This is a genomic window from Plantibacter cousiniae (nom. nud.) (assembly GCF_977070315.1).
On sequence record NZ_CDRVEU010000001.1, the window covers coordinates 743,483 to 757,203 of the forward strand.

Genomic DNA, 13,721 nt, shown 5'->3' on the forward strand with positions numbered 1-13,721 from the left:
CACAAGCCCTGGCGTTCCGCTGTTAAGATGACTGCCTATGGATCAGGCCTGATCAGTATGCGGTCGTGTAGTACAAGGTGACTCTATGGATCTTCAAGTGATATCCCGAGACGGGGAGCCTGAATATGCAGTGCTGCCCTGGGTGCAGTATCAAGCGCTGCTCAAGGCTGCCGGACTGGCCGGCAAACCTTCCAGCGAGCCGGCTGTATCGACTTCCGGCACTACCGCCGATGAGCTTCCCGGGTTCGATGAGTTGCGTGCACTGCGCGAGGCCAAGGGCCTTGAAGCGGCGAGCCTGGCGCGTACCGTCGGGATCAGCCCGTCCTATCTGGAATTGATCGAGAACGGTACTCGTGAGCCGGACGGCGCCATCAAGCGCAGCCTGGCGTGGGAGCTTGGGGTGCCGGGCTGGCGAGGTGAGTCGTGAGCGTGCGCATCAGTCGTCAGCATTGGGACGGGCTGCTCAATGAGCTCGATCTGGCCCGTCGCCAACGGCATCTGCTGACCTATCGCGCGCTGGTGGAACGCCTGCAACTGCCCAGTCCGGCCATGCAGACCCTGACGGCGGCTCTTGAGCACCTCGCCGCCATGGATGCCCGCGCTGAACAGCCCTTGCGCAGTTCGCTGGTCATCAGCCAGGGCGCAAGCCGCCTGCCGCGTCCTGGTTTTTTCGAGTGTGCCGAACGCCTGGGCCGTTTCTCCGGACCTTCGGACGGCGTCGCGGCAGCCTCATGGCATGCCTCGGAAGTGGTTCGGGTGTTCGAATACAGTTATCCGGAAGTTGAAGCGCAGTAGGGGAGTGGCACCGGCCCTCACGCCTGCATCAACAAATCCAGCCGCGTCGAATCTATGACGTGAATGCTTGCGCCGGCGACATCCTTGGCGAAGTGCTTGGCCTGTGAAGCGAGGTCGGCCAGTTGGCTGGCATCGACCAACGTGCAGCTTTCTTCATGCAAGTGCACCACGCCGATCGACAGCGACAGCAGTGGGAATTCCTGGCGTTGGCCCTGCCGGTTGAGGGCGATGAAGCACCCGGCTTCCAGGTGTTCTGCGCGGTAGAAACGACGGCATTGATTCTGAAAATCATCCAGCAGGCTTTTCAGGCGTCGTTCCCAGTCATCAAAGCCCAGCACCATCAGAAAATCATCTCCGCCGATGTGCCCGACAAAGTCCCTGGCCGGATCGATGCGGTCGTTGAGGCATTGCGCCAGACACAGCAGCACCTCGTCGCCACGGGCATAACCGTAGATGTCGTTGAAGGGCTTGAAACTGTCGATGTCCACGTAGCAGATCATCGATGCGCGGCCTTGCTGCAGCAGTCGAGTCAGGCACTGCTGAATCGGGACGTTGCCGGGCAGCAGGGTCAGCGGGTTGGCGTAACGTGCCTGCTGGATCTTCATTTCGGTAATCAGCTTGAGCACGTCGATCACCCGGCCCAGCCCAAGATAGGCACCGTTCGAGGTGATGATGAAATCCTCCTCGATGCGTTGCCGGGCACGGCTGGTCAACAGCCGGCTGACCTGTTGCAGCGACTGGCTGACTTCCACGGCCAGAAAGTCACTGCTCATCAGACGGCTGATCGGTTTGCGGGCAAACAGCTCGGTGCCGAAGGGCTTGAGCAAAGCCTCGGACAATGAGTGCCGGTGGACGATGCCACACGGTCGGGCGTCGTCATCCAGCACCGCCAAAGAGTTGAGGTTGGCCTGCCTGCGAAACGCTTCCAGCACTTCAGCAGTGGGAGTTGACTGGCTGACCGATGGCTGCGGGTTGAGCAGGGCAGACAGGTCGGCCGCTTCTTCGTTGAGCGGCGTCACTGCGATCTCTGTCCTGGGCAGCATGGCGCGAGTGTCGCGCGGCGGGCGCTCCTGAGGGCGCGCCAGCAGATAGCCTTGAACCAGGTTCACGCCCATGTCTTTCAGCGTCGCCAGCTCTTCGGGCAATTCGATGCCTTCGGCAATCACCGTCGCTCTGGAAGCCTTGGCCATCTGCAGCATGGAGCCGACGAACTCGCGCTTCACCGCGTCCTGATGAATGCCGTCGATGAAGTGCCGATCGATTTTCACATAGTCCGGGCGCAGCTCCGACCACAGTCGCAAGCTCGAATAACCGGCACCGAGATCGTCCAACGCAATGGAGAAGCCCATGTCGCGATAGCGATGCAAGGCGTTGTACAGCAGGTCGAAATCGTCGGTAGGCATCTGCTCGGTCAGTTCGATGACCACGTCCTTCGGCGCGATGTGGTATCGGCGCAGCATTTCCAGCGTCCGACCCGGAGGATGAGAGCTTTCGAGCAGCGATTCGGGGGAGACGTTGAGAAACAGCTTGCCCGGCAACTTCTGCTGACTGAAACGTCGGCAGGCGCTGTCTCGGCAACTCAACTCCAGCTCGCTCAGACGCCCGGCCTGGCGGGCGATGGCGAACAGATTCAGGGGCGAGTGCAGGGCGCTGTTGGACGGGCCGCGGGTCAAGGCTTCATAGCCCAGAATCCGGTGCTCCGACAGCGAGACGATGGGTTGGAACAAGCTGTGCAAATCACCACGAGCCAGAATGGAACTCAGTGCGCTCAGCTGCTCTGTTATGGTCATGGTCGTCTCGGAGAGAATGAAAAAGGGCTGAGCGCTTTCGCGTTCAGCCCCGTATTTCACGACAGCTTCATGACTGTTTGATGACGTTGCGGCTAACTGGCCATCAATGAGCCTGCGTTACTTTTTCGCGACAGCCGCACTCAGACCCAGATAGTCGATGAGAATGCGCCCGGTCTCTGCCAGGTAGGCATCGTCCTCGGGTTTGGTTTTCTCGTCTTCTACCGGCAGCGCGTCTTCATCTTCCTTCTTCAGCTCTTTGAGCGGCTCTTCACCCTTGGCCTTGCGGCGGGTGTTTTCCAGCGCAAGTTGCTTGCTTTCGATAGACGCATGCTCGGCACGACGGTCGGCTTCATTGAGGCTGACGGTCTTCTCGTTCATCAGCTTCTTGGCCAGCGCCAGGCGATCCTCAATGAACACGAACTCGGCGTCTTTTGCCGAACGTGCTTCATGACGCGCCTGCAATTGAGCCAGGAACGGCTTGAACGGGTCGATTGCCGGCTTGATCGCCGGTTTGATGCTGTCCCACGGCATGGCTTCGGGCAGCGCGCTCTCGCCGATCTCCTTGGTGTCGATCAGCGATGGGTACGTGATGTCCGGTACCACGCCCTGATGCTGGGTGCTCTGACCGGAAACCCGATAGAACTTGGCCAGTGTCAGTTTCAGTTCGCCGTGATTGAGCGGCTGAATGGTCTGCACGGTGCCTTTACCGAAGGTCTGGCCACCGATCACCAGCGCGCGGTGATAATCCTGCATCGCCCCGGCGAAAATCTCCGACGCCGACGCAGACAGGCGGTTGACCAGCAATGCCATCGGGCCTTTGTAGAACGCGCCCTTGGCTTCGTCTTCCAGGACGTCGACCTTGCCGTCGGCATTACGCACCAGCACGGTCGGGCCCTTGTCGATGAACAGGCTGGTCAGCTCGGTGGCTTCCTGCAACGAACCACCACCGTTGTTGCGCAGATCCAGTACCACACCGTCGACCTTCTCGGCCTGCAATTCGGTGAGCAGTTTCTTCACGTCACGGGTGGTGCTCTTGTATTCAGGATCGCCAGCCCGGTAGGCCTTGAAGTCCAGATAGAAGGCCGGAATGTCGATGACCCCGAGCTTGTAATCCTTGCCGTCCTGCTTGAGGTGCAGGATCGACTTCTTGGCCGCCTGTTCTTCAAGCTTCACCGCTTCACGGGTAATGGCAACGATCTTGCTGGTCTGGTCGTTCGGTGCATTGCTGGCCGGGATGATCTCCAGGCGTACCACCGAGCCTTTCGGACCGCGAATCAGCTTGACCACTTCATCGAGGCGCCAGCCGATCACGTCGACCATTTCCTTGTCGCCCTGGGCAACGGCCACGATCTTGTCGGCCGGAGCGACCTGTTTGGTCTTGGCCGCCGGACCTGCCGGGACCAGACGCACGATCTTCACGTTGTCGTTGTCGCTCTGCAACACGGCGCCGATGCCTTCCAGCGACAGGCTCATGTTGATGTCGAAGTTCTCCGCGCTGTCAGGTGACAGGTAGTTGGTGTGCGGGTCGTAGGACATGGCGAACGTGTTGATGTAGGCCTGGAAGATATCTTCGGCACGGGTCTGGTTCAGACGCGCCTGCTGATTCTTGTAGCGCTTGGTCAGGGTTTCCTGAATCTTCGCCGGGTCCTTGCCTGCAATCTTCAGACGCAGGACTTCATCCTTGATGCGCTTGCGCCACAGTTCGTCGAGCTCGGCAGTATCCTTGGGCCATGCGGCGTCCTTGCGGTCGACCAGCAGGGTTTCCTTGGTATTGAAGTCGAGCTTGTCGACGCCCTTGCCCAACTCGGCCAGCGCAAAATTCAGACGCGCATTGACGCGGTCCAGATAGCGCTTGTAGGTGGTGAAGCCGGCGTTCAGGTCGCCGCTTTTCAGGAAGTCGTCGAACTGGAACTGCCATTTGTCGAAATCGGCAATGTCGCTGGCCATGAAATAGCTGCGCGAGGGGTCCAGTTGCTTGATGTAGCTCTGGTAAATAATCGCCGAACGCTTGTCGTCCAGGGGCGGCTTGCTGTAGTGATGTCGTTTGAGCAGCTCAACCACGTTGAGACTGGCAATCACTTCGTCGCGGTCCGGCTGAAGATTATCCCAGCTGTTGGCGGCAAAGGTACTGGCTGACATCGGCAAAACGCTAAGGCCGACAAACAGTGCGAGGGCAGTGCTGGGGAATAATTGCTTCATGCTGATTCGACGCGAGGACAATTGATAACGCATATTAGGCCGTCTTTGAGGTCGCCGGTTCCTTTGGACCCGGCCGCATAATGCAAAAGCCCGGGCAAAACAGCCACGGGCTCAGTCTGGACTCACTATGGAGGCACCGTGAAGGCATTGCAAGGCGTTGAAGGACATGTGGAATGGGTCGAGGAGCCGAGTCCGGCCCTCGATGTGGGGCAGGTACGTATCAAAGTGGCTGCGGCAGGTTTGAATCGTGCCGATCTGTTACAGCGCGAAGGCAAGTATCCGCCGCCGCCCGGCGTCACTCAGACGCTGGGTCTGGAGTGCTCGGGCGTGATCGCCGAAGTCGGTCCGGGTACGTCCTGGGTGGTCGGAGACCGCGTCTGCGCGCTGTTGGCGGGCGGGGCGATGGCCGAAGAGGTGGTGGTCGATGGGCGACACGTGCTGCCGGTACCGGAAGGTCTGTCGCTGCACGAGGCGGCCGCCATTCCTGAGGTCTATGCCACCGCGTGGTTGAACCTGTTCGAGCTCGCCGGGCTCAAGCCTGGCGAGAAGGTTTTGCTGCACGCTGGCGCAAGTGGGGTTGGTTCAGCCGGGATTCAGCTTTGCAAGGCGTTTGGCAATCCGGTCTGGGTCAGTGTCGGCTCGACCGAACGTCTGGCCTATTGCGTCGAACTGGGTGCTCAGGGCGGTGTGGTACGCAGCGAAAGCCTTGAAGGCCTGAACGACTTTGCACCGTTCAACGTCATCCTCGACCCGGTGGGGGCGAGCTATGCCGAGCTCAACGTCAAACTGCTGGCCCTGGACGGTCGCTGGGTGCTGATCGGCGTCATGAGCGGCCGCGAGGCGCAGGTGGATCTGGCTCACGTACTGGGCAAGCGTATCCGGCTGATGGGTTCGACCTTGCGCAGTCGCGACGACACGTTCAAGGCCGACCTGCTCAGCGACCTGGGCCAGCACGTCTGGCCGCTGTTCACTGAGGGCCGCCTCAAGCCGCAACTGGCGAAATCCTTTGCGATCAAGGATGCCGAGGCGGCGTTCGAAGAGCTGGCGACCAACACGGTGTCAGGCAAGATCGTGCTGGTCATCGACGAAAGCCTGGTCTGATCAGGCGGTGCCTCTGGACTCAGCTCCAGTCGTGCACCGGCCAGCCGGCTTTCTGCGCGTGTTCCAGTAACACGGCATCGGGGTTGACCACGTTAGGGTGGTCAACCTTGAGCAGCAGCGGCAGGTCATTGCGCGAATCCGAATAGAAACTCGCACCCTCGAGATTTTCCCCCTCGGCATCCAGCCATTCCATCAGGCGCGTGATCTTGCCTTCCCGATAGGTCAGCACGCCGACGGTTGCACCGCTGTAGACGCCGTGCTGCACGTCCAGTTCGATACCCAGCACTTCGTCGATCCCGAGGCGTTCGGCGATCGGCTTGACCAGGTGCACGCCCGACGCCGAGATCACCAGAATGCGGTCACCCTGGGCGCGGTGCTTTGCAATGCATGTGCAGGCGTCGCTGTAGATGATCGGCTCGATGACGTCCTCGACCCAAGGGCCGACCAGATGGTCGATTTCTTCAGGGGTACGGCCAGCCATGGGTTCCAGGCTGAAGGCCATGTAGTCTTCCATCGCGAGCTTGCCCTCGCTGTAGGCGGCCATCAGTTCGTCGTTGCGTTGCATGAACGACGTCGAGTCAACCCAGCCCAGGCGACCCATCTGCTCGCTCCAGAGCGTGGCGCAGTCACCACCGATCAGGGTCTCGTCCAGGTCGAAAATTGCCAGGGGCATGTGCGTTTCTCCTAAAAGTCTGTTGAGTCGGCTGTCAGCTTCACGCATGGCGTCTTGATCGGCAAGCGCGTGGCGTTATGCGTGCAGAACGAATTCAGTTCACGGCGCGTTCAGTTCAAGGCAACGCTCAGTTCAAGGCGCAGAGTGCCGACGGTTCAATGTTCAGTGTTACACGCCTTCCGTCCGGGTGCAGGTCGTCGGCGCTGCGGTTCAGTACGTCGACCACAAGGTCTACGCCACGCGCTTGCACCCGGTAGCGGATGACGTTGCCGAGCAGACTGTGACTGCGTACTTCGCCTTCCAGTTCGCCCGTCAGGCTCAATTGGATCGACTCAGGGCGGATCGCCACACGGCTGTTGATCGGGCGCTGCATCAGGCGAGTGGCATCGTCGGCTTCCAGCAGGTTGTAGTTGCCGATGAAGCCTGCGGCGAAAACGTCCACCGGCGCGGTGTACAGTGTCTCGGCGTCACCGCTCTGCACGATCCGGCCCTGGTTCATCAGGAAGATACGGTCTGACAGGGTCAGTGCCTCTTCCTGGTCGTGGGTCACGAAAATAGTGGTCAGGCTCAGCTCGCGCTGAATGGCGCGTATCTGTTCACGCAGGTTCTTGCGAATCCGCGCGTCCAGCGCCGATAGCGGCTCATCGAGCAACAGCAGACGCGGGCGAGTGACCAGCGAGCGCGCCAGCGCCACACGCTGGCATTGCCCGCCGGACAGTTGATGCGGGTAGCGCGTGGCAAAATCGTGCAGCTCGACCATGCGCAGAATCTCGGCAACACGCCTTGAGCTCTCGTCGGCACCGACTTTCTGAATGCGCAGCCCGAAGGCAACGTTTTGCTCGACGGTCATGTTGGGAAACAGCGCATAGCTCTGGAACACCATGCCGATGTTGCGCTTTTGCGGCGTGAGCGGCACCAGGTCGCTGCCATCGAGCAGAATGCGCCCGCTGTTGACCGGGGTCAGCCCGGCAATGCAGCGCAATAACGTGGATTTGCCGCAGCCCGACGGGCCCAGCAAGGTAACGAATTCGCCCTTCGCGATGCTGCAGTTGATGTCGCTGAACACTGACGTGCTGGCGTAGCTTTTCTGCAGGTTTTCAATACTGACAAAACTCATCTCAGTCTTTGTCCTTGTTCAGTCGATTGGCGGCCCAGGTCAGCACCAGCACGAAGAGGAAATAGGAAATCACCAGCGCGCTGTTGAAGTGACCACTGCTGTTGCGCATGTTGTTGAGGTAGACCTGCAGGGTTTCATAGCGCGTGCCGACCAGCAGGTTGGCGAACACGAATTCGCCGAACAGGAACGAGAACGACAGCAGCAGGGCAATCATCAGGCCCTTGCGCAGGTTGGGCAGCACGACCATGAACGCCGCCTGCCAGGTGCTGGCGCCGAGCAACTGGGCGGCGTCCATCAGGTCTGTCAGGTTGATGGCCTGCAGGTTGTTGGTGATGGCGCGGTACATGAAGGGCAGGGCGACCGTGAAATAACAGCCAATCAGAATCCACGGTGTACCGACCATCGCCATGGGGCCTGAGCCATACAGCTGCAGCAGGCCGACCGAGGAGACCACGGGCGGCACGGCGAACGGCAGCAGGATGAGGATGTTCATCAGCCCGTCGAGGCGCGGAAAGTAGTAATGCACGACGAACAGCAGGGGCAGAATCAGCACCACCGAAAGGACCAGTGCGCCGACGCAGACCAGCAACGACTGGCCGAACGCCGTCAGAAAGCGTGGGTCGCTCCACAGCGCCACGTACCATTTGAAGGTCAGGCCGCTGGGCAGAATGGTCGCCGACCAACTGGTCGCGATCGAGTACAGGAAGGTGCCGGCCAGTGGCAGCAACAGGATCAGGAACAGCAGGTAGACCACTGTCTTGTGATAAATGCTCGCAGGCCCTCGTTCAACGCGTGACATGGTAGCTCCTTCTCAACAACCACTGATGGACCACGGTGACCAGGGTCATGAGCCCGACCAGAATCATCGCCAGCGCGCTGGCCATGTTCGGATCCAGCGTGATATCCCCCGCGACCATCGCCGCGATACGGATCGGCAATACGTTGAAATTGCCGGTGGTCAGCGCGTAGACCGTGGCATAGGCGCCCAGCGCATTGGCCAGCAGAATGACAAACGTGCCGAGCAGCGCCGGGGTCAGCACCGGCAGGCCGATGTAGCGCCAGAACTGATAGCTGCTGGCCCCCAGCAACGCTGCCGACTCGTTCCAGTCTTCGCGCACGGCATCGAATGCGGGGTAGAGCAGCAGCACGCCGAGGGGGATCTGGAAGTAGGTATAAAGGATGATCAGTCCGGTCTTGGAATACAGGTTGAAGTCATCGATGATCCCGGTCTGTTTGAGGATGAGGGTCAGCGCGCCGTTGAACCCCAGCAGAATGATGAACGCGAACGCCAGTGGAACGCCGGCAAAATTGCTGGTCATGTTGGCGAACGAGTTGACGAAATCACGCAGCCGCGAATCCACCTTGCGCAGCGAATAGGCACCCAGGATCGAGATGATGATGCCGAACAGGCTCGACCAGAAGCTGATCTCCAGGCTGTACTGAATGGCTTGCCGGTAGAACTTCGAGCTGAACGCCCGGATGAAGTTTTCCCAGCCCCAGCCGGCATCGCTTTGCAGGCTGTGGATCGCGACCCAGAGCAGCGGTGCGATCTGAAACACGATGAAAAATACGGCGAAGGGCAGCAGGCACAACAGCCCCAGCCACTTGCCTCGGGAAAAGGTTGTCAATTGAGAATCTCCCGGCAGACCGGTTTGTCGTGCGGCACGCCAAGCAGCTCGCAGACGGTGCCGCACAGATCGATCTGGCGCGGCGCGGCGTCGACATTCAGGCTGAAGGCATCACCGATGACGAACAGCGGCACCTCACGTTCTTCCGGCAACAGCCCGTTGTGCGAGCGGTCATTGTTCATGCCGTGGTCGGCCGTCACCAGTACTTGATAACCCGCATCCAGCCAGCGTTGCAGGTAGTCAGCCAGAATGATGTCTGCGCTGCGGGCGCTGTTGCGGTACTGCGCAGTGTCGAGGCCGTGCTTGTGCCCGGCGTCGTCGATGTTCATGGGGTGGATCAGCAGAAAGTTCGGGGCGTGCCCGAGGCGCAGGCTTTCGGCGTCGGCGAACAGGTGCGAATCAGGGTAGTGATCGGCCCAGTAGAACAGTCCGTGCTGAATCGGCAGATCCGTGGCTTCCGTATGGCGATCGCGTGCCGGGTCGAACGGGGTGCGGTTGTACAGCTCGCTGACCCAGTGATAGGCCGCTGCTGCAGTGCTCAGCCCGGCGTCGCGAGCATAGTGAAAGATGCTGCGCTGATTCGACAGGCGCGAGACGTTGTTATGCACGATGCCGCTGTCGATGGGCGCGACACCGGTCAGTATGCATTCGTAAAGGGGGCGTGAGAGGGCGGGCAGTTCGCATTCCATCTTGTAGAGCGCGGCCCGGCCCGCATCATGCCAGGCTTGCAGGTGCCCCATCGCATGGCGTGCGACTTCGTAATTGAGGCCGTCCAGCACGATCAGGATGACGTTGTGTTTCATGGGCGACTCGCTTTGAAAGAACGGGCGAGACTGGCTCGCCCGGAGTACACGACTTCATCCCTGAGCCGCAGGAGAGGATCAGTTCATCTCGATGATGACCTGCTCGTTCCACATCTGCGGCAGCGCTTTGGAAGTTTTCTCCCACGCCTCTGCGTTCTCGATTGGCTTGGCGTTTTTGTACTGGTCTTGCGGCAGCAGTTTGGCTTGAACATCTTCAGGCAGTTTGATGTGCTCTACGCGAATCGGGCGTGCATTGCCCTTGGCCAGATTGATCTGACCCGCGTCGCTGAAGGTGTATTCACGCGCCAGCTTGGCGGCGTTCGGATGTTTGGCATACTTGTTGATGATGGTGGTGTAGCCGGAAATCACCGAGCCGTCCGAAGGGATCAGCACGACGTAATCATCGGGTTTGGTCATCTTGGCTTTGTAGCTCAGGCCGTTGAAGTCCCAGACCACACCGACTTCGATTTCGCCTTTCTCGATGGTCTGAATGGTCGGGTTGGCCAGCGACAGACGCTTCTGTTTGGCCAGATCGGTGAACAGTGCCAGGCCCGGTGCGATGTTGGTTTCGTCACCTTTCATGGCGATGGCCGCTGCCAGTACACCGTTGGCAGCCTGAGCCGCAGTGCTCACGTCGCCGATGGACACCTTGTATTTGCCGGTTTTCAGGTCAGCCCAGCTTTTCGGTATTTCAGAGCCGTGCAGCAGGTTTTTGTTGACGATGAAGGCGATGGTGCCGGTGTAAGCCAGCGCCCAATGGCCGTCCTTGTCCTTGGCCCAGGTCGGGATCTGATCCCAGGTAGTTGGCTTGTAAGGCTGGGTAACGCCTTTTGCTGTGGCGATAGGGCCGAACGCTGCGCCTACGTCGCCAATGTCACCGCTGGCGTTGTCTTTCTCCGCCTCGAACTTGGCGATCTCCTGGGCCGAACTCATGTCGGTGTCCATGTGCTTGAGGCCATATTTGGCTTCCAGGTCTTTCCAGATGCCGCCCCAGTTTGCCCAGTCATCCGGCATGCCGAGGCTGTTGACCGCGCCTTCAGCCTTGGCCGCAGCCTCCAGCGTTTTAAGATCAGTGTCCGCAGCCATGACCAGCGAGCTCATTGCCATGGCTGAACCGAGGAGTGATGCCAACAAAAGATGTTTCATTCGGAGCTCCTAGTGCACTTCTTGAGAAAAGTGTTCGTTGCGGATTATTTGGTCTAGATCAGCAATACCTGAGCCAAGTTAGGCTTTTTGCATGACATTTTCGTGTCGTGTTGCACGGACAAAAGCGTTTTTCACGGGCCCCGGCAGTGCCTGGCGCTAAGCGTAGACCATCGCAATGGGCCTGTTGGGCAGGGGCTTATGGGCTCTTTTCGGCGCAGTTGGCATGCAACGTGATTTGTCCTGTAACAGTACAGTCATGTCCCCGGCCTAGGCTCACGGCAAGGGAGTCAACGGCGTTGGCTGCACTGATGTATGCCTCGTAACAGGGCTGGTCTAGTCCAGACGGATACCGGAATGCGCGAAGATGTGCCACGGGCGGTAACAACCATTTGCCATGCGCTGCAGGAGCAGATCGAACATGGGTTGTTGCCGCATGGCAGCAAGTTGCCTGCAGAGCGCAAGCTCAGCGAGGTATTCGCCACCACCCGCATCACCTTGCGTGAAGCGCTGTTGCAGCTTGAGGCGCAGGGGTTGATCTATCGGGAAGAGCGGCGTGGCTGGTTCATCTCGCCGCCGCGACTGGCCTATGACCTGATCAGGCGTAGCCATTTCCACGCAATGGTCTGTGCCCAGGGAAGGGTGCCGCACACCCGGCTTCTGTCTGCACGCCTGCAACCTGCTTCAGCGATGATCTGCGAAATGCTGGAACTGCCGGCGCTGTCGAGCGTAATCCAGATCTGTCGCGCGCGACGGATCGATCAGCGTCTGGTGCTGTATGTCGAGCACTACCTGAGACCGGAGTTGTTCCCCGGCATTCTCGAACACGACCTGAACGAATCGCTCAGTGAACTCTACGCCCGCCGCTATGACATTCATTACGGTCGGGTGCGCTTCGACATGGTCCCCACGGCGCTGCACAGCGAAGCAGCCGCTGCACTGAAGGTTTCACTGGGTAGCCCGGGCCTGCGCATTGCACGTGTCAATTATGATCGGAAAGATCGGTTGATCGACTGTGACCTCGAATACTGGCGTCATGATGCTATTCATGTGCGCGCAGAGGTGCACGGCGACTGAATGCCGGTGTGGCAAACCCACTTCCCAAGCGCGGTCTGTGCCACCGTTAGTTCGCTGTTTTCTATAAATAAATACTCATTTCGTTGATAAGAATGTGTGCAATGTACAGCCTGTTTAATAGGTTTTGTATAATGCATGCATTTGATTAACAAAAAAAATTAATGAGCGTTATTCTATTGTTGCTGGCGGGGTGGCGTTAAATTAGTTGGTTTTTTTGATGAAATTTCCCAGAGTAATTATTCTAGTTTTCAGCGGATTTAAGAAAAATCTTAATATTAATTAATGTTTGTTAATGGGGTGTGGTAGGTTTTTGGTGTGGAAGGATAGGCGCTGGTTAGTTGGTATTATTTGCACGATCGTTCCACGTTTGGATTAAGGCTGACATGGCAGTTGTCCTATAAAGCAATGCTTGATAAGTGCGGCTGCTTTTATTTAAAGGATCTATGAGGATGCTGTAATGAATCTCGACAAGGCGTTGGTGCTGCGTACCTGTGCAAATAACATGGCCGATCACTGCGGCCTTATATGGCCCGCGTCCGGCACGGTGGAATCCAGATACTGGCAGTCAACCAGGCGGCATGAGAATGGTCTGGTCGGTTTACTGTGGGGCGCTGGAACCAGCGCTTTTCTAAGCGTGCATGCCGATGCTCGATGGATTGTCTGTGAAGTTGCCGTTGCAGACATCATCAGTCTGGAAGAGCCGGGAATGGTCAAGTTTCCGCGGGCCGAGGTGGTTCATGTCGGCGACAGGATCAGCGCGTCACACTTCATTTCGGCACGTCAGGCCGACCCTGCGTCAACGTCAACGTCAACGTCAACGTTAACGCCAATGCCCACGGCCATACCCACGCCCATGCCTGCGGTAGCAAGTGTCACGTTACCGGTGGCCGAACAGGCCCGTCATGAAGTGTTCGATGTCGCGTCGGTCAGCGCGGCTGCCGCCCCAGTAAACACCCTGCCGGTGACGACGCCGCAGAATGTGCAGACCGCCACTTACGGCAGCACGTTGAGTGGCGACAATCACAGTCGTCTGATTGCCGGTTATGGCAGTAACGAGACCGCTGGCAACCACAGTGATCTAATTGCCGGTTATGGAAGTACAGGCACCGCCGGCTCCGACAGCTCGCTGGTCGCTGGCTATGGAAGCACCCAGACCGCCGGTGGGGACAGCGCGCTGACAGCGGGTTACGGCAGCACCCAGACCGCCCGCGAAGGCAGCAACCTGACGGCAGGGTACGGCAGCACCGGCACGGCAGGCTCGGACAGCTCGCTTATCGCCGGTTACGGCAGTACTCAGACTTCGGGCGGGGACAGCTCACTCACAGCGGGTTACGGCAGCACGCAAACGGCTCAGGAAGGCAGCAATCTCACCGCTGGGTATGGCAGCACCGGCAC

At 59.2% G+C, this 13,721-nt stretch carries 12 protein-coding genes and 1 pseudogene; 5 read left to right on the top strand and 8 right to left on the bottom strand.

The features are described from left to right. Positions 1-85 precede the first annotated feature (85 nt). Entirely contained in the window at positions 86-427 is a 342-nt protein-coding gene (locus ACW55A_RS03465) for a helix-turn-helix domain-containing protein (RefSeq protein WP_455809515.1), read from the top strand. Continuing rightward, entirely contained in the window at positions 424-795 is a 372-nt protein-coding gene (locus tag ACW55A_RS03470) for a hypothetical protein (RefSeq protein ID WP_003430937.1), read from the top strand. Before ACW55A_RS03465 ends, ACW55A_RS03470 begins: the two co-directional genes overlap by 4 nt. A 17-nt stretch (positions 796-812) precedes the next feature. On the opposite strand, the gene ACW55A_RS03475 is transcribed toward ACW55A_RS03470, so the two are convergent. Together ACW55A_RS03475 and ACW55A_RS03480 are read right to left on the bottom strand one after the other, a co-directional pair. Continuing rightward, on the bottom strand, positions 813-2,585 hold the full coding sequence (locus ACW55A_RS03475; RefSeq protein WP_498810604.1) for a GGDEF domain-containing protein: 1,773 nt from the start codon (positions 2,583-2,585) through the stop codon (positions 813-815). Between the two features lie 117 nt (positions 2,586-2,702). Then, on the bottom strand, positions 2,703-4,784 hold the full coding sequence (locus ACW55A_RS03480) for a carboxy terminal-processing peptidase (RefSeq protein WP_498810605.1): 2,082 nt from the start codon (positions 4,782-4,784) through the stop codon (positions 2,703-2,705). Between the two features lie 138 nt (positions 4,785-4,922). Between ACW55A_RS03480 and ACW55A_RS03485 the strand changes: the two genes are divergently transcribed. Continuing rightward, positions 4,923-5,885: an NAD(P)H-quinone oxidoreductase gene (locus tag ACW55A_RS03485; protein ID WP_044309986.1), complete on the top strand. Its 963-nt coding sequence runs from the start codon at positions 4,923-4,925 to the stop codon at positions 5,883-5,885. Positions 5,886-5,904: 19 nt separating this feature from the next. Here the strand turns inward: ACW55A_RS03485 and ACW55A_RS03490 are convergent, their stop codons facing one another. From ACW55A_RS03490 to ACW55A_RS03515, 6 genes are all read right to left on the bottom strand, one after another. Next, positions 5,905-6,558: an HAD family hydrolase gene (locus ACW55A_RS03490; RefSeq protein WP_044309985.1), complete on the bottom strand. Its 654-nt coding sequence runs from the start codon at positions 6,556-6,558 to the stop codon at positions 5,905-5,907. Between the two features lie 127 nt (positions 6,559-6,685). Then, positions 6,686-7,675, bottom strand: a complete 990-nt coding sequence (locus tag ACW55A_RS03495; protein ID WP_003430947.1) for an ABC transporter ATP-binding protein — start codon at positions 7,673-7,675, stop codon at positions 6,686-6,688. 1 nt (position 7,676) lies between these two features. Next, entirely contained in the window at positions 7,677-8,474 is a 798-nt protein-coding gene (locus ACW55A_RS03500; protein ID WP_003368352.1) for an ABC transporter permease, read from the bottom strand. Further along, a complete protein-coding gene (locus ACW55A_RS03505) occupies positions 8,461-9,303 on the bottom strand; it encodes an ABC transporter permease (protein WP_003430949.1) in 843 nt (280 codons plus the stop codon). Before ACW55A_RS03505 ends, ACW55A_RS03500 begins: the two co-directional genes overlap by 14 nt. Next, positions 9,300-10,106 carry an alkaline phosphatase family protein gene (locus ACW55A_RS03510; protein ID WP_003430952.1) on the bottom strand — a complete coding sequence of 269 codons (807 nt, stop codon included), beginning with the start codon at positions 10,104-10,106 and terminating at the stop codon, positions 9,300-9,302. The genes ACW55A_RS03505 and ACW55A_RS03510 overlap by 4 nt, the downstream gene beginning before the upstream one ends. 78 nt (positions 10,107-10,184) lie before the next feature. Next, complete coding sequence (locus ACW55A_RS03515; protein ID WP_003368360.1) at positions 10,185-11,252, bottom strand: ABC transporter substrate-binding protein; 1,068 nt, start codon at positions 11,250-11,252, stop codon at positions 10,185-10,187. 354 nt (positions 11,253-11,606) lie between these two features. Here ACW55A_RS03515 and ACW55A_RS03520 point away from each other — a divergent pair, with 354 nt between their 5' ends. Beyond that, entirely contained in the window at positions 11,607-12,326 is a 720-nt protein-coding gene (locus tag ACW55A_RS03520; RefSeq protein WP_060708803.1) for a UTRA domain-containing protein, read from the top strand. Positions 12,327-12,783: 457 nt separating this feature from the next. Next, a pseudogene (locus ACW55A_RS03525) lies at positions 12,784-13,721 on the top strand (hypothetical protein); the annotation flags it as partial.

Coding starts and splice junctions, on each gene's coding strand:
- ACW55A_RS03465 (WP_455809515.1), top strand. CDS start 86: ATGGATCTTCAAGTGATATCCCGAGACGGGGAGCCTGAATATGCAGTG.
- ACW55A_RS03475 (WP_498810604.1), bottom strand. CDS start 2,585: ATGACCATAACAGAGCAGCTGAGCGCACTGAGTTCCATTCTGGCTCGT.
- ACW55A_RS03480 (WP_498810605.1), bottom strand. CDS start 4,784: ATGAAGCAATTATTCCCCAGCACTGCCCTCGCACTGTTTGTCGGCCTT.
- ACW55A_RS03490 (WP_044309985.1), bottom strand. CDS start 6,558: ATGCCCCTGGCAATTTTCGACCTGGACGAGACCCTGATCGGTGGTGAC.
- ACW55A_RS03495 (WP_003430947.1), bottom strand. CDS start 7,675: ATGAGTTTTGTCAGTATTGAAAACCTGCAGAAAAGCTACGCCAGCACG.
- ACW55A_RS03500 (WP_003368352.1), bottom strand. CDS start 8,474: ATGTCACGCGTTGAACGAGGGCCTGCGAGCATTTATCACAAGACAGTG.
- ACW55A_RS03510 (WP_003430952.1), bottom strand. CDS start 10,106: ATGAAACACAACGTCATCCTGATCGTGCTGGACGGCCTCAATTACGAA.
- ACW55A_RS03515 (WP_003368360.1), bottom strand. CDS start 11,252: ATGAAACATCTTTTGTTGGCATCACTCCTCGGTTCAGCCATGGCAATG.
- ACW55A_RS03520 (WP_060708803.1), top strand. CDS start 11,607: ATGCGCGAAGATGTGCCACGGGCGGTAACAACCATTTGCCATGCGCTG.